11 protein-coding genes are annotated in these 20,382 nt (G+C 33.0%); 4 read left to right on the forward strand and 7 right to left on the reverse strand.

Annotation, left to right across the window (positions count from 1 at the left end; genetic code table 11):
* Positions 1 to 25: 25 nt before the first annotated feature.
* From MW871_RS11385 to MW871_RS11415, 7 genes are all read right to left on the reverse strand, one after another.
* Complete coding sequence (locus tag MW871_RS11385) at positions 26 to 1,957, reverse strand: amino acid permease (RefSeq protein WP_248428605.1); 1,932 nt, start codon at positions 1,955 to 1,957, stop codon at positions 26 to 28.
* Positions 1,958 to 2,117: 160 nt separating this feature from the next.
* Positions 2,118 to 3,956: an outer membrane protein assembly factor BamB family protein gene (locus MW871_RS11390; protein ID WP_248428606.1), complete on the reverse strand. Its 1,839-nt coding sequence runs from the start codon at positions 3,954 to 3,956 to the stop codon at positions 2,118 to 2,120.
* A gap of 10 nt (positions 3,957 to 3,966) precedes the next feature.
* Positions 3,967 to 4,782 carry an alpha/beta hydrolase gene (locus MW871_RS11395; RefSeq protein ID WP_248428607.1) on the reverse strand — a complete coding sequence of 272 codons (816 nt, stop codon included), beginning with the start codon at positions 4,780 to 4,782 and terminating at the stop codon, positions 3,967 to 3,969.
* Between the two features lie 96 nt (positions 4,783 to 4,878).
* Entirely contained in the window at positions 4,879 to 7,791 is a 2,913-nt protein-coding gene (locus tag MW871_RS11400) for an FAD-binding and (Fe-S)-binding domain-containing protein (protein ID WP_248428613.1), read from the reverse strand.
* A 140-nt stretch (positions 7,792 to 7,931) separates the two neighbouring features.
* Positions 7,932 to 9,959 (reverse strand): beta-N-acetylhexosaminidase, encoded by a 2,028-nt coding sequence (locus tag MW871_RS11405; protein WP_248428614.1) that lies wholly within the window; start codon positions 9,957 to 9,959, stop codon positions 7,932 to 7,934.
* Between the two features lie 28 nt (positions 9,960 to 9,987).
* A complete protein-coding gene (gene nagB, locus MW871_RS11410; RefSeq protein WP_248428615.1) occupies positions 9,988 to 11,913 on the reverse strand; it encodes a glucosamine-6-phosphate deaminase in 1,926 nt (641 codons plus the stop codon).
* Between the two features lie 126 nt (positions 11,914 to 12,039).
* Complete coding sequence (locus MW871_RS11415; protein ID WP_248428616.1) at positions 12,040 to 12,789, reverse strand: DeoR/GlpR family DNA-binding transcription regulator; 750 nt, start codon at positions 12,787 to 12,789, stop codon at positions 12,040 to 12,042.
* 215 nt (positions 12,790 to 13,004) lie between these two features.
* On the opposite strand from MW871_RS11415, the gene MW871_RS11420 reads away from it, so the two are divergent.
* The 4 genes from MW871_RS11420 to murQ all read left to right on the forward strand — a co-directional run bounded on the left by MW871_RS11420 (position 13,005) and on the right by murQ (position 20,346).
* Entirely contained in the window at positions 13,005 to 16,271 is a 3,267-nt protein-coding gene (locus MW871_RS11420; protein ID WP_248428617.1) for a SusC/RagA family TonB-linked outer membrane protein, read from the forward strand.
* Positions 16,272 to 16,295: 24 nt separating this feature from the next.
* A complete protein-coding gene (locus tag MW871_RS11425) occupies positions 16,296 to 18,023 on the forward strand; it encodes a RagB/SusD family nutrient uptake outer membrane protein (RefSeq protein WP_188050740.1) in 1,728 nt (575 codons plus the stop codon).
* A 223-nt stretch (positions 18,024 to 18,246) separates the two neighbouring features.
* Positions 18,247 to 19,452 (forward strand): exo-beta-N-acetylmuramidase NamZ family protein, encoded by a 1,206-nt coding sequence (locus tag MW871_RS11430; RefSeq protein WP_248428618.1) that lies wholly within the window; start codon positions 18,247 to 18,249, stop codon positions 19,450 to 19,452.
* Between the two features lie 66 nt (positions 19,453 to 19,518).
* Positions 19,519 to 20,346, forward strand: a complete 828-nt coding sequence (murQ, locus tag MW871_RS11435; protein ID WP_210646065.1) for an N-acetylmuramic acid 6-phosphate etherase — start codon at positions 19,519 to 19,521, stop codon at positions 20,344 to 20,346.
* Positions 20,347 to 20,382 lie beyond the last annotated feature (36 nt).

Below are 20,382 nucleotides of genomic sequence, written 5' to 3' on the forward strand. Positions count from 1 at the left end.
GACGGTTTTTTTTTATGAGTAATTACTATTCTGTAATGTGATTTAGTTTACTGTTTTTACGACTAAAACTAAAATAAATAATTAAGCCTAATAAAAGCCAGATGCCAAAATAAATCCAATTCCATACACTTAATTCTGCCATCATATAAAGACAACAAATTAAGCCTAATAATGGTATTAAAGATAAGTTTGATTTAAAAGACCAAACTAATAAACCTACTAAAACAATTAGGAAAATCCACATTGGAATTTTATGCTTAAACAAGCCAAAACCACTTTCGTATTTTACAGAATCTGCAATGGGCATACCGGCAATAACACTAGAATAAGTTGCATCGTCTTTATGGTATTTACTTAATAAGAGCTCTAAATCGGGAGTTCCAACAGTTTTGTTTTTTGGATCAATACTTACTAAATAGTCATATACTTTATTTGTTTCTTCTTTATTTAAAGAGGTAATGATAGCCTCCGAATTGTTGATTTGAGTTTCATTTGTTATAAAATCCATAGTTGCTTTTTTATTAAAACCAAAAGCAAATACTAATCCGATCACAATTAAAACAGGCATAATAAATTTAGAATTTACATAAGGAGTTTTAAATTTTCCGCGAGGAATATCCGTTCTATTTTGAAGAACCAAAACACCTGCACAAACCAAAACAAATGCAAATAGAGTTCCAATACTACACAAATCGGTAACCAATGTCAAGTTTAAAAACAACGCTGGAACTGCTACCACAAAACCTGTCACTATTGTTGCATAAGAAGGCGTTTTGTATTTAGGATGTACTTTTGAAAAACGTTTTGGTAACAAACCATCACGACTCATGCTCATCCAGATACGAGGTTGCCCCATCTGAAAAACTAATAGAACACTTGCCATAGCAACTACGGCACTTACAGCAATAATACCCGACATCCATTTTAGATCTAATTTCTCAAAAACGAACGCTAAAGGATCACCAACATTTAGTAAACTAAAATTGACCATTCCTGTTAGTACCAAAGCAATTGAAATATATAAAATAGTGCAAATAATAATGGCCCACATCATACCTCTAGGAAGATCGCGCTGTGGATCTTTACATTCTTCGGCAGTTGTAGAAATAGCATCGAAACCAATATAAGCAAAAAACACAGCAGAAACACCTTTAAGAACTCCTGTCACTCCGTTTGGAGCAAATGGATCCCAATTGGCTGTGTCTACGTAAAAAATCCCAACAGCGATAACTAATAATACCACACATAACTTAACAACTACCATGATATTACTTGCATTTCTAGACTCTTTCATACCGCGATAAATCAAAGCTGTAATTAAAACAATGATTAGTAAAGCTGGAAGATCAGCTACAAAGTGAAAAGAACCAATAACAGGTGAAGTGGTCCAAGCGGTGTAGGCATCTTGTAAAGCTGGACTTAAATTAGCAAATTGTTTCCCACTTTGCATAAGGGCAGTTGCATCATTAAAACCGTTAGAAGCAGACAAATAATCCATCTGAACCCATTGAGGAAGTTCTAAGCCACCACTTTTGAGTAAACCAGTAAAATAATCACTCCACGATATGGCAACAGTTATGTTACCAACAGAATATTCCATTATTAATGCCCAACCAATAATCCAAGCAATAATTTCTCCAAAAGCAACATAAGAATAGGTATAAGCACTTCCAGAAACGGGAACCATAGAAGCGAATTCAGCATAAGCAAAAGCAGCAAAACTACAGGCAATGGCAGTAAATAAAAACAGAAAAATAACAGCTGGACCTCCATCGGCGCTTGCTTTTCCAATGGTACTAAAAATACCTGCTCCTACAATTGCGGCAATACCAAATGCAGTCAAATCTCGTGCAGTCAAATGTTTACCTAAAGCATCATGTCCGTCAGCGTTATTCTTTTCTACTTGTTTTAAAATATCTTGTACTGTCTTTTTTCTAAACAAACCATTTAACGCCATAAAATGAATTTTATCATTAAAAATTAATATTCTGTAATTAACACTCTTTTATTTTACAAATAATGCAACTGTTATTTAAAATCCAAATGTATAAAACAAATTTAATTCTGAAAGATTTGATTCGGCATTTTTTGAAACTCATTAAGAAAAAAAATAAAAACTAATCTGTTTTATAAATTCCTCCTTCAATTAATGCAGTCCAAACGTTACCTGATTCGTCTATTGAAAAGCCATTAATACTAGAACTCCCTAGTTTAATTGTTTTAATAATCATCATTTTTTTAGCATCGACAATAATTACTTCTCCTTTTCGACTTCCCAAATAGATTTTTCCATTCTTTTCTAGAATTGCAGCAGGATTATGTTCATACCCAATTTTTAAATCGAGAATCTTACTTTCTTTTTTTAGATTACCTTCCGTCAGTTCTAAATTATCATTTAAAGGAAGTTGTAGTAATTCTCCATCCATTGTTTTAGCATAAAAAAGGGTACCATCTTCACTTTTCCCCATCGATTCTCTAACTTTCCATTGGTTAGTTCTCAATAAAGTTTTTCCTGAATTAATATCTAAAATAGTAAGAAAACGCTCTGGAGTAACAAAATAAAGTCTGTTTTTTGAAGCTACTACATTAACATTCCCTGGCGAATACAACTCTTGTTTTCCATTTCCATTATTCCATTTCCATAAAAGTGCTCCCGTATTTTTATTTAAACAATATAGAAAAGTATCCCATGATCCAAAAATAATAGTATTCTCATGAATTAATGGTTTTCCTTGTGAGTAAGACAATGGTAGTTTGCTTTCCCAAATCATGCGTCCTGTAACAGCATCTACACAAATAAATTGGGTAGCACTTGCCGTATAGATTCTATTATTTTCTACAATTGGTGTACCTACTAAAATTCCTCCCACAGCAATATTCCATTTCTCTTTGGCAGAATACTTATCAAACCCTAAAATCTGACCTTCAATTGTTCCTACAACAATCGTTTTATTGACAATTGTTGGGGTAAAATAAATTGAATTAGCTGTTTGTATTTTCCAGTTCAAAGTTTTACTTTCCAGATTTACAGACTGAATTTGTCCAAGAGAATTGGCAAAATAAATATTTTTTTTATCAAAACTTGGAACACTATAGATAGACGCTACATCTTGAATAAAAGGTGCAATAGATTGCTTTTCTTCTGGTTCGGTAATTTCAATTTTTGAGGGTTTTGCAGAAACAGAAAATTTAAAAGTAGCTGGTTTTTCAAGCTCTTTTTTAAAAATACGAATACTATCATTACTAACAATTACTTCATTATAACTTTGGGTTTTTCCGTCACGAGAAGTAATAGATGCTCCCATAACCCCACTTAAACCCGAAAAATTATACTCTTTTAAAGTATGACCGTGACCGCAAAAATTAGCAACGGTTGGATATTTTTTTAAAACAGTAAGCACTTCTTTATAATTACTCAGGCTATTATCTAAAGGATAATGTGAAAAACTCAATACTTTTTTAGAACTATTAATAAGACTATCTTTTATGGTTTTATCTAAAAACAAAAGGTCCTCTTTTTTTACAAAACCATCGCCCATTTTCATGTAAGGTCCACAAGGAAAACCAATAAAAAGGTAATCTCCTTTTGAAAAAGCAAACCGATCTGCTCCCCAAAGTTTTTTATAAGTCAAGGCTGCACTTTCACTCCACGTAGTTTCATGATTGCCAGAAATAATGTGATAAGGAATTTTTAAACCTGAAAGAATAGTGTGTACCCGATTGAGTTCATCGTCATCCCCACGATTGGTTAAATCACCTGTTATAATTACAAATTCATTAGTCGATTGGTTAATCTCCTTAATAATTTTTTGCAATAAAAAATCATTATCATTTCCTTCGGTTACGTGTATATCTGTAAGGTGTACAAATTTGATGTCTTGTTTTTTATCTATTTTTTGGGATAAACAAGAAGTAATGATAAAAAGAAAAAGAATTTTAGAATACAAATATTTCATAATCAATTATTTATGTTTTATTGAAAAAATTATTAAAAAACAACAATTGAAATTTTAAGGAGTTCTCCCAATATTCTATATTGTGTTTCCCGGGTCTTTCTATATAATCGTGGTTTATTTTTAAAGCCACCATTTTTTGATGTAAGGTTCTGTTTACGTCAATAAAAAAATCATCAACTCCACAATCAATAATGAGTTTTAAATTATTATTTTCAAGCTTATCAAGCATATTAGTAACCGTATTTTTCTCCCAATTTTCTGGAAAATCAGTTATGGATCCGAGACGTTTTTTTATATCCCAATTTTCTGGAAATGGTCTAATATCTACTCCACCACTCATGCTGCCTGCTGCTCCAAAAACATCTTGGTGTTTAAAAGATAGGTACAATGCTCCGTGACCGCCCATGCTTAGTCCAGATATTGCTCTACCCTCTCGATTGGCTTTAGTTTTATATTTTTTATCAATAAAAGGCACCAACTCATCAACAATGTAGGTTTCGTATCTAAAAGTAGCATCTATCGGGCTATCGAAATACCAGCTAGAATAATTTCCGTCTACGCCAATTACTATATAATTATATTGGTCTACTTGATTTGCCAAATCTTTAAAACTGTTAACCCAAGTTGCATAATTACCACTATAGCCATGCAAGAGATAGACTACTGGAAACTTTTTATTGCTTTTTTTATACCCATTTGGAGTGATTACGCAGGTTTTTATATTTTTATTCATTACTACACTAAACACCTCTAAAGTATCAATTTTAGCAGCTTTGACAGAAAAACAAAGCAGTAAGAAGAAAGTAAAAATGAGTGTTTTTTTCATAGTTTTAGGATTATTTTTAGTTCAAAAAAAGCAACACATTTTTATAAAAATAGTCATTAAATTAAAATTACAGGACGTCCAAAAGAAAGTAAACAATTACAAACAATTTCTCAAAATAGTGACTGGATGCAAGGCTTTTCTATTGGTTCCATCAAATATTTGATGGCGGCAACTTGTTCCAGCAGCAGCAATAATTACACCTAAATCTGTCGTACGTATTTTTGGAAACAAAGTATCCTCTCCCATCTGCATACTGATTTCATAATGCTCTTTTTCATATCCAAAAGAGCCAGCCATTCCGCAGCATCCAGAATTGTAAATGGTAACTGAATTATTTTTGGGTAAGTTTAACATTGCAAAAGTAGCTTCAATAGAACTTAAAGATTTTTGATGGCAATGTCCGTGAATTTTAATGGTTTTAACCTCATCAGAAAATTGTTCTGAAGTTATTTTACCAGAGTTAATTTCATTTTTAAAAAACTCTTCAATGGTAAACACATTTGTAGCTAACTTTTTGGCATTTTCTTTATCATCTGCTAATCTAATGTACTCATCTCTAAATGTCAATATTGCCGAAGGCTCGATTCCTATTAAAGGACAATCAGCACTAATATAATCTGAAAAGATGGCTACGTTCGTATTAGCAATTGCTTTGGCTTGTTCCAGGAAACCTTTTGAAATAAAAGCTCTTCCGCTTTCTTCATGATCTACTAAAATAACTTCATATCCCAATGCTGTCAATAATTCATACGCATCTATTCCTATCGAAACATCATAGAAATTGGTAAACTCATCACAAAAAAGACATACTTTTCCCTTTGTAAATGACTCCGTTATTTCTAAATTCCAATTTTTTCCATACCATTTTCTAAAAGTTTTGGCTGCTAAAAGTGGTACTTGTCTTTGAGAAGCAATTCCCATCGTTTTTTTGACAAAAGGAAGGTTAACAATAAAATTAGTAAAGGATGGAAAAAGACTTCCTAAGCCATTTAATTTCGCATTAAAGGCAAACGTTTTATTTCGCAAAGAAAATCCATTTGCTTTTTGATATTGATATAAAAACTCTGATTTTAAAGCGGCTACATCTACATTACTTGGACATTCACTAGCACAAGCCTTGCAGCTCACACACAATTCAAATACTTTATATAATTCCTCTTGATCAAATTTATTTTCTTTTTCTGAATGAGTCAAATATTCTCTTAAGGCATTTGCTCTGGCACGAGTAGTATCTTTTTCGTTACGAGTTGCCCGATAACTTGGACACATACTTCCTCCGGCCGAAGGTAGTTTTCTACAATCTCCTGAACCATTGCATTTTTCGGCAGCTCTTAAAATCCCTAAACTATCTGAGAAATCCTGAATCGTTTTAACATCGGGTTCTACTCTTCCTGCTTCTACTCTTAGATTCTCATCCATTTTAGAGGCATTAACAATTTTACCAACGTTCAATATGGTATGAGGATCAAAGGCTTTTTTTATTCGTTTGAGCAATTCGTAATTTTTGTCACCAATCATAAAAGGCAAAAATTCACCACGAACAATTCCGTCGCCATGTTCACCACTAAGCGAACCTCTATATTTTTTTACTAATACAGCAACTTCTGTTGCTATATTCCTAAATTGATGCAATCCTTCTTTTGTTTTTAAATTTAATACGGGACGCAAATGCAATTCGCCAGCACCAGCATGCGCATAATAAATAGCATTCTGACCGTGTCGCTCCATCATGGCTGAAAATTCAGCAATATAATTGGGTAGATCACTTAATTCTACAGCAGTATCTTCAATAGAATCGGCTGCTTTATTATCACCAACAATACTTCCTAAAAGCCCTAAACCTGCTTTACGAAGTTCATTTATTTTATCAATATCAGCGCCAAAAATTTTAGGCAAAGCATAACCGTGATTGTTTTTTTGAAGATCAGTGATTAATGCATCCGCTTGATTTTCGGCATCTTCCATACTAGTATGCGAAGCCACTTCTAGCATGATAACAGCTTTTGGATTGCCTTGAATGAAAAATCTATTTTTAGCTTGCTCTCTATTGTTTTTAGTACAATCTAGTATGGTGTCGTCCATCATTTCGCAAGTATACAAATGATGTTTCATGGCCGTAACTACAGCTTCTAAACTTTCTTGAATGCTATGAAAATGAGCTACAACCATCACATTATTTGTTGGCGGTAATTCCTCTACTTTCAATGTAATTTCAGTGGTAAAAGCTAGCGTTCCTTCACTTCCGCAAAGCAATTTGCCTAAATTTATTGTTTTTTCTGTTCCTCCAAAAAGTTCTGACTTTAGTAATAAATCAACTGCATATCCTGTATTACGTCTGTGAATTTCTGGCTTTGGAAATTCCTTTATAATTTCGATTTGTTGATCTGTATTGGATAACTCCTCATAAATACTTTTATAAATACCACTTTCTAAACTTTCCCCTTTTGTTTTTTCTAAAAATTCATCAGAACTAATTTCTTTAAATACAGCGCTACTTCCATCACTCAATATTGCTTTTATTTCAACTATTTTATCTCTGGTCACTCCATATCGAATAGAGGTTGTTCCCGAAGAGTTATTTCCTACCATGCCTCCAATCATACATCGGTTGGATGTTGATGTATTGGGGCCAAAAAATAATCCGTGTGGCTTTAAGTATAAATTTAATTCATCTCGAATTACACCCGGTTGTACTGTTACTGTTTTATGGATTGGATCAAAAGATACAATTTTTGTAAAATACTTAGAAACATCAACAATTATCCCGCCTCCAACCGTCTGTCCTGCGAGAGAAGTACCTGCTGTTCTTGGTGTGATAGATATATTATTTTTGGATGCAAATTGAATAATTTTTACAATATCTAACTCAGATTTTGGAATGGCAGCAGCAATAGGAAAGATTCTGTACGCAGAAGCATCAGTAGAGTACAAAATTTTATGTAACTCATCGTGCAAAAGTGTTCCTTCTAATGATGTTGATAATTCTAATAATTTTTGAGTAATAGTCATTTATATATATTGTAATTAATTATTTTAAAAAAAAGTAAATTATAGTAAAATCATTCTATAAAAACTTCTAAAATTTGAGTGTATAGCTAATCTAAAAAAGGTTTTAAAATAGGAAACTCAGTAAACATCTTCTTTGTTATTTATAAAAGCAGTTTTATACCGGAAAGCACAGCCAACTCTACATCAGCATCATTTCGAATATTTGCTTGTTCTATCAAAATATTCAGTTTCGACTTATCACTATTCTGTTTCTTTTCTATTAAAAGTAACAGTTGCTCTGAAATTTCACTTAATTTTTGGGATAATGGTAAAAGAGGTTGTACTAATGGAGCATTACTACTTACAATGATTAAATCAGTATTCATTTTAATCCATTTTCTAAAAAAGTTAGTTACTACAACTTCATTTTCTATATTCTTATTGTCTAAATATTTTTTTACAGCAAAATTAAAATCAATTGCGTCAGAAGCATCTACAGTACAAGCATCTGCAAAAAGTGTTAGTGGAGAATGCATGCGGTATTTTTTACCTCCACCATTGCGTTTGTAATTTTTTAGAGGTTCACAAACATTCGAAAAATCATTTAAGGCTATTGTATTTTGGTTGTTGCTAATGTTTCTTAAAATAACCTCTTTATTTCTGATGTGTGTAATTCCGACCTCTTCTAACCTAAAGGAAATTGTTTTTAACCTCTTGTACAAACTTTGCAAATCATTTACGTTTTCGTTAGACCATAATCGCTCTGCTATAGCTGCTGTTCGTGGCCAGATTCTAGAATCAATATTTAAAGGTGTTGCTAATTCACTCCACATTGCTGCTTCACCACCTAATATTCTTGCTTTTTCCTCAGGACTTAATAGCGCATTTTTAGAGAGCGATTCATTTTGATAATGTGTTGCTATACTTAGCATTAAATCGATATAAAACCCATTAGACAATACTGTATTATACCCGCTTTTTGCCGCTTTAATTAATGATTCACCAGGCTGTAGTCCTTCATTTACGCCACGCCAAGCATGTATTATGGCATCTTTAGACATATTGTCTGTCATGATTTCTTCCCAACCCATAAGCTTTTTAGAATGCTTTTTTAGCATCGGAATTAACTTCATATTAAAATAGGTTTGTAAATCATGTTTTCCAGAAAACTTATTTTTTTTCATAAATTCCTGAATTCTAGGATTTGAGGCCCATTCTTTTCCGTTATTTTCGTCCCCTCCAATATGAAAATAAGCACCAGGAAATAAGGGACAAACCTCATCAAAGATTTCTTCAAGCAATTGATAGGTTTTAGGATTTGTAGGGTCTAAAACAGCATTATAAATCCCTGAATTGGTTTGAATTGCATAACTACCAATTCCGTTATCTACCTTACTCCCTATTTCAGGATAGGCAGCCAATAATGCCGATGCGTGTCCAGGAATATCTATTTCTGGAACAACAAGAATCCCTCTCTCATCAGCATATCTAACAATATCTTTTATTTCTTCTTGGGAATAAAAATTTCCATTTGAACCTAAATCAGTTAGTTTAGGTAATTTTTTTATTTGAATTCTCCATCCTTGGTCATCGGCTAAATGCCAATGAAAAACATTCATTTTCATAGCTGCCATAGCATCTAAATTTCTCTTAATAACAGCTACTGGTTGAAAATGCCTTGAGGCATCAATCATTAAACCTCTCCAGGTAAATCGTGGAGCATCAGTAATTGAAACAGTAGGGAAATAGTAAGAAGTACTATTGTTTTGAAGTAATTGTAACAAAGTTTCTAAACCATGTAAAGCTCCTAAATCATTTGGTGCATTTAGTGTTATTTTACTCGACGTAACAATAAGTTCGTAGCTTTCATTTTCGTTAATTTCTATTTTACCAGCTGATCCACAATTAATTTGTAGTTCAGCCTCTGGGCTTTCATTAATTTGAGTCAAAAAATTTTGTGGCAGAAATAATCCTGTTCTATTATCTAACCTACGCAAAAAGCTAGTTGCTCCTATAAAAATTCGGGAGTTTGGATTAGCAGTAATATTAACTTTAAAATTTTTGTTTAAAGCGAAAGTTCCAGTACCCAAATCTATCTTTTGAGGCCAAGGCATTAAGTCTAATTGCTCTTTTTGTATTTGAGCATTAGAAACAAAAACCGATAATAATAGAATTAATATATACTTCATAATTTAAAATTTGCCTCTAATATATAAATCAATAATCAAAACGTTTAAAAGCTTCTATAGCTTCATATTGTGCTAGACCCAAATCATCGTATGTTTTTGCTGTATTTTTATTTCGATCTTCGGCTCTAACCCAAAACTCTCTAGAATCATTTCCTTGAAACATTACTCTGTCTTTTTGAGATTGATGGTATAAAATAGCATGCCTTTTAATCAAAACTTCATCAGGACTTAATGGTACTGCCATGTCAATTTCATGAATATCCCATTCGTGCCATGCACCTCGATACAACCACAACCAACAATCGTTCATATACGATTCTGATTTTAATTTTTTCATTGCTGCAAAAATGGCATTCAAACAAACTTCATGTGTACCATGCGGATCTGCTAAATCTCCCGCTGCAAAAACTTGATGTGGCTTTATTTTTGAAATTATTTCAGCAACAATTGCGATGTCTTCTGGACCTAATGGATTTTTCTTTATTTGTCCTGTTTCATAAAAAGGAAGATCAAGAAAATGAGTGTTTTCATCTTTAAGACCTATATACCTAGTGGCAGCGTAAGATTCTCTTCTTCTAATAAGCCCTTTTAATTTTCTTACTTCTAGAGAATCGGTTTCATTTTCAGTTTTATTTTTTAAATCCTCAATAACGGATAAAAAATCTATACCATTAGAATGGTCTCCTATAAAATCAAGACCAACTTCGGCAAATTTCAAAGCTTCATCATCGGTCACAGCAATATTGCCCGAAGTTTGATACACAACATGTACATCGTGCCCTTGCTTTATTAATTTAGAAAATGTTCCTCCCATAGAAATCACATCATCGTCTGGATGTGGACTAAAAAGAATAACTCTTTTTTGGGCAGGATTAGAACGTTCTGGTCTATTACTGTCATCGGTATTGGGCTTTCCTCCAGGCCAACCAGTTATAGTATGTTGTAAAACATTAAACATATTTATATTGAGATCATAGGAAGAACCTTCGAGCGCCAATAGATCAGACATACCATTATTGTTGTAATCACGATCGGTGAGTTTAAGTATCGATTGTTTGGTTTCATTACAAAGCCAAATAATTGCTTTACTTTTTAATTCTTGTGTCCAAATACATTCTCCAACCAACCAAGGGGTTTTAAATCGTGTAAGTTCTGAAGCCGCAAACTGATCTAAAACAAAAGTGGTATTCGAATGATTTTGCAAAAAAGTAGCAGGAACGTCTGCGCTAATGTCTCCTTGAATTGTCCTTTTTACAATATCAGCTTTATTTTGTCCCCAAGCCAATAGTACGATTCTCTTTGATCTTAAAATAGTAGAAACGCCCATGGTAATCGCTCTTTTAGGAACGTTTGCAATACCATTAAAACCCGAAGAAGCATCAATTCTAGTAATATGATCTAAGGTTATAATTCTAGTTCCAGAATTAATGTGAGATCCTGGCTCATTAAAACCAACATGACCCGTACGCCCAATTCCTAATAACTGAAAATCAATCCCTCCAAGCTGCATAATTTTTTTATCATAATCTAAACAGTATTGGTTTAATTTGTCTAATGTAACAGTTCCATCTGGAATATTTATATTTTCGGGCTTTATATCTATGTGATTAAACAAATGTTCATGCATAAAATAGTGATAACTCTGGCGATTTTCCTTGGTCATCGGATAATATTCATCTAAGTTAAAAGTGATCACATTAGAAAAACTCAATCCTTCCTCTTTGTGCATTCGAACTAATTCCTCATAAACCTTTATAGGCGATGATCCTGTAGCTAATCCTAACACACATAATTCGTTTGAAGACTGCTTATATCGTATTAATTGTGCTATTTCTTGTGCAACATTTTGAGAAGCCTCGATTGCACTTTTAAAAATTACATTATGATTTTTTTCAAATCGAGTTTCCTCAAATTTGCCAGGAACATCATAAGCCAAGGAAGCATTGTCTTTCATAATCGATGATATTAGTTAAAATAGTTTAACAAATATATACAAAAAATAAAAATATTATTTTATTTTGCATTATTTAACAAATAAAAACAAAATAACGCATAAAAACGCAAAATTAATTAGATACAATTAGATAATAGAAACACCTGATTTTTTAAACTCTTCTAGTTTGATCTCCTCTGGATCTAAATCGGTCACAATGGTATCTAACTTACTTAAATCACAAACAACATGTGCTTTTTTAGTATTCAATTTATCCGAAGTAAACATTGCTATCACCTTATCTGATGATTCTATCATTGCTTTTTTGACAACCGAAACCTCATATCCTTCTTCAGTAAGTCCTTGCTTTATATCGATACTACTAACCCCCATAAAACAAATGTCTGCTTTAATTTTTGAAAGAACCTGCAAAACATCAATACCAATAGTAACCATTGCATTCTTTTGCATTTTACCACCAATAAAAATCAAATCAATGTTAGGGTATTGCGATAATTGCATCGCTATAGGCAAACTATAGGTATATATTGTCGCCTTTAACATTGTTGGAATGAGTTTTGAAAAAACTAAGTTAGTAGTACCACCACTCATTATGATCACTTGCCCATCATGTAATAAAGACAATGCCTTATAACCTATTTTCTTCTTCTTGTCTTCATTAGTTATCACAATATCAAAAACACTTTTGTTTTTTTCAGTAATAGGAATTGCGCCACCATATACTTTTTCAAGCGCGCCTTTTTCATGTAGTTTATTCAAATCTCTCCTAATAGAATCCTCTGAAATTCCCAAATCTAAAGCTAATTCAATAGTACTAACACGATGCTCCTCAGCAAGTTTAGTTTTTATGTAATTATGTCTTTCTGCTTTTAACATATTCTTTTTTGTAGATAGGAGGCAAATGTATAAAATATTTGATTTAATATAAGTTATATCCTATCATAAGTTAGCAAAATAATTATAAAATAACAACAAAATTATGCGTTATCTTGCGTTATTCGACAAAAATATTAAAATAATTCGAAAAATGTTGCAAAAATACAGTGCGTTTAAATATATTTGTACTATAACCATAAAAAAACCAAATAATTATGAAAAAATCATTGCTGATTTCATTATTGTTTTTTTTAGTACAATTGACATTTGCACAAACGAAAACAATTTCTGGAACTATTACAAACAATGCAGATGGAATCCCAATTCCGGGTGCCACAGTTCTAATTAAAGGCACAACAAAAAGCAGTGTTACGGACATGGACGGACAATATCTAATCAATGCATCCGTAAATGATGTTCTTGTTTTTAGTTATATGGGCTTTACCACGAAAGAAGTTAAAATTGCGCAACAACAAACAGTAAATGTTGCTCTCTTAGAAAACACATTAAATTTAGATGAAGTTGTAGTGGTTGGTTTTGCCTCTCAGAAAAAAGCAAACTTAACAGGTGCAGTTGCAAAAGTAGATGTTGAAAGAGCGCTTGGTAGCAAACCTCTAACTGACATAAGTAAAGGACTTCAGGGTACAACTCCTGGTTTAAACATTACTTTTAATTCTGGTAATATTGGTAAATCTTCTAATATAAACATTCGTGGAGCCGGAACAATTATAAATGGTACTGCAACTGGATCTCCTTTAGTATTAGTAGATGGTGTCCCGTCTGATATGTCTTTGATAAATCCAGAAGATGTAGCCTCTATGTCGGTTTTAAAAGATGCAGCATCGGCTTCTATCTATGGTGCTCGTGCCGCTTTTGGTGTAATCTTAATTACGACTAAAAATGGGAAAGATTCTAAAGGAAAAGTTCGTTTTTCATATAGTAATAATTACGGTTGGAGCAATCCTATCTCTCTAATTGAGTTTAATGATCCTACTGTAGAACTTCCAGCTATGATTCAGGCACAGGAACGCGCAGGAAATGCAAATCCAGAATCGTTTGGAATGAATTATAAAACATTACTACCAGGAATTATAAATTGGCAACAAAAATATGCTTCATCACGAAATAGTAATGATAAAAACATGATTTTAGGCGAAGATTTTGAAGTTATTGGTGGAAAAGAATATTTTTATAGAGTTTGGGATCCGCATAAAGAAATGCTTAAAAAGAATGCAATTCAATCTTATCATAACTTTTCTGCACAAGGTTCTTTATCCGAAAAAAGTTCCTTTATAGTTTCCTTAGGAGTGGCCAATCAACAAGGAGTTATGAATATTAATACCGAAACAAATCAAAGGATTAACCTAAATATGGGTATGAGTACCCAATTAGCAGATTGGTTAACAGGAGATTTCAAAATCCTTTCTTCCATCCAGAAATACGACTCACCATTTAACTATTACAATAGCGGATTAGATACGGCTGGTAATGGATATTTTGGTTATTATATGCGTTGGGGATCTTATTTTCCTTACGGTACTTACAAAGGTGTTTCTTTTCGTCATGCACCAGGTTATATGAATAATGCGTCAATGAATGAAAGAGTTGAAAATGACACTCGAATCAGTGCTAAATTGACTGCTCAGGTTACAAAAAACTTTAATATAATTGGTGAATACAGTGTAGATAACAATTACCTAAGTAATAAAATGAATGGTGGGCAAATTCCGTTATGGGATTGGTGGACAAGTGCTGCCGATTTAGTAGCTGGAATACCAACAATGATGGAATCTGGGAATGATTTTGTTGCTCAAGCAAAGTCTTCTTACATCATTAATGTAGCAAACGTTTATGCCAATTATTCTAAAACACTAAATAGCGTACACAACTTTAAAGTTTTAGGTGGATTAAACTCAGAATGGCAATCATTTGAAAGAACTTATGCTCGAAGAAATACATTGTTGGATAAAAACAAACCCGAATTTAACCTAGCCATTGGGGATCAATTTACCTCACCCCTTTCTTCTAATTCAACCCTTAATCCTGGATTGTCGCAGTATGCTATAGCAGGATTCTTCGCTAGAGTTAATTATGATTATGATGGAAGATATTTATTAGAATTGAATGGTCGTTATGATGGTTCGTCAAAATTTCCAACACAAGAGCAATGGGGATTTTTCCCTTCAGCATCTGTTGGATATAGAATTTCAAACGAGAAATTTATGGAAAGTACACGCAGTTGGTTAAATGATTTAAAAGTACGTGCATCCATCGGATCTATTGGAAATCAAAACATTGCCAACAATGCCTTTTTACCAATTATGACCAATTCAAATCCTACTTGGTTAGGAAGTGGATCTACTGTACCCCCTTCAGTATCATTACCAAGTAATGTCGATGCAAATTTGACATGGGAAAAAGTAACGACTCAAGATATTGGATTAGATGTAAGAGTATTCAACATGTTAGGTTTGACATTTGATTATTATCAAAGAGATACCAAAGGAGTTTTGTCTCCAGGGAAAACGCTTCCAGGTTCTTTTGGTCAAGCAGCTGCTAATACCAACTCTGGAAATCTTAGAACTAGAGGATGGGAATTAGGAGTTAATTTTAATAAAGAAATCACCAAAAACATTGGTGTTTATGCAGATCTAACACTATCCGATTATACAACTGAGGTGACCGAGTGGAATAACTCTTCTAAACTATTAGGCTCTTTTTATGCAGGACAAAAAATTGGTGAAATCTGGGGTTTAACCACAGAAAGACTAATACAATCTTCTGATGTTATAGATGCTACTGGATTAATTGTAAATGGTGTTGATTATAAAGATGTTCGTTCTGGTACCTTTAAATATGGTGCAGGAGATGTTATGTACAAAGACCTTGACGGAAACGGAAAGATTACAAGAGGTAAAGGAACAGCAGATGATTCTGGAGATTTAAGTGTTATTGGAAATGCAACTCCTAAATACCAATATGGAATACGTCTTGGTGGAAATGTTTACGGATTTGATATCGATGCTTTCTTTCAAGGAGTTGGCGAAAGACAATATTGGGCTACTTCTGATTTAGTGTTGCCATTTTACAGTAGAACAGATGCGATGTATGCTAATATGAATGATTATTGGACACCCGATAATACAGATGCTTATTACCCTAATCCATACCCAAAACATGATGCTAATGCTTTTGGAACCTACGCTCCGGGCTCTAACAACTTTGTAGCTCAATCTAGATACTTGCTAAACATGGCTTATTTAAGATTAAAAAGTTTAACTGTTGGTTACACTTTACCTAAAACATTGACTAAAAAAATTGGTGTAGACAAATTTAGATATTATGTTTCTGGTCTTAATCTATTGACTTTTAAAGATGGTAATTTACCTGTAGATCCAGAAATTAATGAATCTGAGGCGACTTGGGGAAGAACTTTCCCTTATTCTAAAACATGGTCGGTAGGTATTCAAGTTGCATTTTAAAAATTAAATTAAAAATTAAAGAAAATGAGAAATTTAAAAATAAACGCTAAGATAAAGCTATCCGTTCTTGCCCTTTCACTAGCAGGACTGTCTTTTAGCTGCTCGGATTTTCTAGACACACCACCAAAAGATATATTTACAGATAGTAATTTTTGGACCTCTGAAAACAATGTTAAAACCTATTCTTGGTTAAATTATGATACCTTTTTAGGATACGGAAATAATTCAGGAACAACTGCTGATTTTTATTTTCATAATTCAAATAATTTTGATGATAATTTAGCGATGAATGTTTTTACTACATTCAATACTACTGCTAATGCAACCAACGCAAACTGGAATTCATATTACACTTTGATTCGTCGTTGTAACTTAATGCTTGAAAGAGTGCCTGCTGTCTCTATGGAGGAAGCCAAGAAAAACCACTATTTAGGGGTTGCAAAATTTTTTAGAGCTTTTAGTTATTTCCGCTTAGCACAAGAATTTGGTGACGTTCCTTATACTGATGCCTACTTAAATCAAGATGACGCTAAAGTGTATAAACCAGCACTTAGCAGAGCTGAAGTAATTAATAATGTGATTAAAGATCTAGAGGAAGCAACAACTTTGATGCTCCCTATTGATGATAAAAACATTACTGTAAATAAATATACTGCTTATGCTTTATTAAGTAGAGTAGCGCTTTACGAAGGAACTAATAGAAAATACAATCTTGCACAACCAGGAACTCAATACCTTCAAAAAGCTAAAGATGCGGCATTGGCAGTTATGAATAATGCGGCATATAAATTAAATCCCGATTGGAAATCGTTATATAATTCTTTAGAATTACTAAATAACACCGAAGTAATTTTAGGCAAAAGATACCTTAGAGGTGTGTTGGGTAACTCTATTCAAGCCTACACTAATACTTCTACCGTACAAAGTGGTTTATCAAAATTTGCAGCAGAAAGTTATACAACAATAAATGGTTTACCGGTAAAACAAATCGGAGGAAATGCTGAATATCTTGGAGATAATACGATTACAAATGTATTTGCAAATAGAGATCCTCGTTTTGCTAAAGCTTTTGGAAATGTTGATTATGCCTATTCTGACAAACCCTTAAACGGATTAACATCAATTACGGGTTATGTATTTCAATTGTATAATAATCCTGCTGCCACTGGGACTGAGGTGACAACTATTGGTCAAAACCAAATTGACGCTCCCATATTCACTTTAAGTGAAGTTTATTTAAATTATGCAGAAGCTTGTGCAGAACTTGGAACAGCGACCAATGCAGATCTTAATTTATCAATCAATAAAGTTAAAGCACGCGCTGGTATTGCTACCTTGACTACAGATGGCTCTAATGCATCAGTGGGCGGAATACAAATTAACGATCCTCAGAGAACATCCGCTTTAGAGCAGATATCGGGAGTTGTAAGTCCACTTATTTGGGAAATACGCCGCGAACGCAGATTAGAATTCATGAGCTGGACCAGTCTTAGAAAAGCAGATATTTTACGTTGGAAAAAAGGAGATTATCTTGACGGTACCAAAAATCCAGATGTATTATTAGGAGCAAGAATTCCTTCATTAATAGGAACTGCGTCTAAAACAAAAGTCGATGCAAACGGTTACGTGATACCCTACACTGTTTCTAGAACTTTTATCGCACCAAAGCACTACTTATCAGCCATCCCAACAAATGATATTAGTTTATTCCTTGCTGAGGGAGTAGAATTAAAACAAAATCCAGGTTGGTAATACTATAAATTAACTAGCTCTAGAGATCAAACCTAGAGCTAGTTATATAAATATTGCTCTTTTATAAATTAATTAAACGATAAAAAAACTCATTAATTCTCGTTTAACTAGTTCACTGTATCCATAACTGTAATCCTTTAAGCTGTATGAAAAAGGAATTATTAAGTATAAAAGTTACTTTTACTTAAAATTTAAGCTTACCAACAATAAACTCCTGTTTAAAATGATCAAATTTATAAAAAGAAGTATAGCTATCACATTTGCTTTAAGTTGCCTAACAACTTACAGCAACTCTCTTGGTATAAATACAGCTAAAATTGATATAGAAATTAAAACCCAAACGATCAAGACTGGTGCAGATAATTTTGAGAAATACCTTCCTTTATTAAAGAACAAAAAAGTTGGAATCGTTACCAATCAAACTGGGATTTTAAGTGATAAGACACATGTTGTCGATTTTTTGGTTGAGAAAAAAATAAATATTCAAACTATTTTTGCACCCGAACACGGTTTTAGAGGAACTGCAGATGCTGGCGAACATGTAGTTGATGGTAAAGATGCTAAAACAGGATTACCTATTATTTCGCTTTATGGCGATAATAAAAAACCTAAGAAAGATCAATTAGCCACACTTGATGTAATGGTATTTGATTTACAAGATGTTGGCGCTCGTTTTTATACTTATATTTCTTCTTTACATTATGTAATGGAAGCTTGCGCTGAAAATGGAATTCCATTAATAATACTCGACAGACCTAATCCAAATGGAGCTATTATTGATGGTCCACTTTTAGAAAAAGATTTTTCAAGTTTTGTTGGCATGCACCCTATTCCGTTGCTTCATGGAATGACAATTGGAGAATATGGCCAAATGATTAATGGTCAAAAATGGCTTAAAAATGCTGCTCAATGCAAACTAACTGTAATACCTTGCCTTAACTACAAACATACAATGTCTTACAGTTTACCCATAAAACCTTCTCCTAATTTACCAAACGATCAAGCTATTAATTTATACGCTAGTTTATGTCTTTTTGAAGGTACCAATGTAAGTGTAGGACGCGGAACAGAGAAGCAATTCCAAATTTATGGTTCGCCTTTTTTAACCAAACAGTACTTTGATTATACTTTTACTCCAAAACCAAATTTTGGAGCTAAAGATCCCATGCATAATGGTAAAGAATGCTTTGGAGAAGATTTATCATCTAATAAAAAACTGACACAATTAGAACTTAAATGGCTTATCAAAGCGTATCAAAATACAACTGATAAAACTAAATTCTTCAATGCTTTTTTTACAAAATTAGCTGGATCCAAAAATCTACAACAACAAATAGAAAATGGTGTTCCTGAAAATAAGATAAGAGAGAGTTGGCAAAAAGATTTAGCTTCATTTAAAAAAATGAGAGCGAAGTATCTTATCTATTAAATAAAAAATTAATTAATGTCGACCTCGAATTACTAGAATGACAATGATCCTTTAAAAAATAAAAAAATGGCTAAAAACAATCCTGATACCGAACAAGAATCACTGTACGCTAATCTAGAAAAAATGAGTACTGAGGAAATACTCATGGGAATAAATGCGGAGGACAAGAAGGTTTCAAGCGTGATAAAAAAACAAATTCCGAATATCGAAAAACTAGTAGATGCCATTGTAATTAAAATGCAAAAAGGCGGACGCTTATTTTACATTGGTGCAGGAACTTCTGGAAGAATAGGTATTTTAGATGCTTCTGAGTGTCCTCCTACCTTCGGAGTTTCACATGATTTAGTAATTGGTATCATTGCTGGAGGCGATTACGCAATTAGAAAAGCAGTAGAAAATGCCGAAGATGATTTTAATCAAGCTTGGGAGGATTTAAAAAAACATGCTATAACCAGTAGTGATTTTGTAATTGGTATTGCTGCTTCTGGAAATACACCTTACGTTATTGGGGGTTTAAAAATGGCTCGCGAACATAATATTAGCACCGGAAGTATCTCATGCAATAGCGAAAGTCTAATTTCTAAAGAAGCTGATTTTCCTATAGAAATTGTTGTCGGTCCAGAATTTCTAACAGGAAGTACTCGTATGAAAGCAGGAACTTCACAAAAACTGGTTCTCAATATGATTTCTACTTCGGTAATGATAAAGTTAGGAAAAGTGTACGGTAATAAAATGATAGACATGCAGTTATCTAATAAAAAACTAGTACAAAGAGGTGTAGAAATGATTGTCGAAGAACTAAAAATTGATGAAAAATTAGCTTCTGAATTATTAAACAAACACAAAAGTGTACGAGCAGTTCTATTAGCTGAGAATAAAAACTTAGAACATTAATTCCAAAAATAGCTATTACGCTCTGTAAATTACCAA

Source organism: Flavobacterium pygoscelis, from assembly GCF_023162025.1.
GTDB classification, from domain to species: Bacteria; Bacteroidota; Bacteroidia; order Flavobacteriales; family Flavobacteriaceae; genus Flavobacterium; species Flavobacterium pygoscelis.

What these genes read in the sequence shown, in the direction of transcription:
- murQ (WP_210646065.1), top strand. Translation starts at nt 19,519, where the DNA reads ATGGCTAAAAACAATCCTGATACCGAACAAGAATCACTGTACGCTAAT.
- MW871_RS11405 (WP_248428614.1), bottom strand. Translation starts at nt 9,959, where the DNA reads ATGAAGTATATATTAATTCTATTATTATCGGTTTTTGTTTCTAATGCT.
- MW871_RS11415 (WP_248428616.1), bottom strand. Translation starts at nt 12,789, where the DNA reads ATGTTAAAAGCAGAAAGACATAATTACATAAAAACTAAACTTGCTGAG.
- MW871_RS11425 (WP_188050740.1), top strand. Translation starts at nt 16,296, where the DNA reads ATGAGAAATTTAAAAATAAACGCTAAGATAAAGCTATCCGTTCTTGCC.
- MW871_RS11400 (WP_248428613.1), bottom strand. Translation starts at nt 7,791, where the DNA reads ATGACTATTACTCAAAAATTATTAGAATTATCAACATCATTAGAAGGA.
- MW871_RS11395 (WP_248428607.1), bottom strand. Translation starts at nt 4,782, where the DNA reads ATGAAAAAAACACTCATTTTTACTTTCTTCTTACTGCTTTGTTTTTCT.
- MW871_RS11420 (WP_248428617.1), top strand. Translation starts at nt 13,005, where the DNA reads ATGAAAAAATCATTGCTGATTTCATTATTGTTTTTTTTAGTACAATTG.
- MW871_RS11385 (WP_248428605.1), bottom strand. Translation starts at nt 1,957, where the DNA reads ATGGCGTTAAATGGTTTGTTTAGAAAAAAGACAGTACAAGATATTTTA.
- MW871_RS11390 (WP_248428606.1), bottom strand. Translation starts at nt 3,956, where the DNA reads ATGAAATATTTGTATTCTAAAATTCTTTTTCTTTTTATCATTACTTCT.
- nagB (WP_248428615.1), bottom strand. Translation starts at nt 11,913, where the DNA reads ATGAAAGACAATGCTTCCTTGGCTTATGATGTTCCTGGCAAATTTGAG.
- MW871_RS11430 (WP_248428618.1), top strand. Translation starts at nt 18,247, where the DNA reads ATGATCAAATTTATAAAAAGAAGTATAGCTATCACATTTGCTTTAAGT.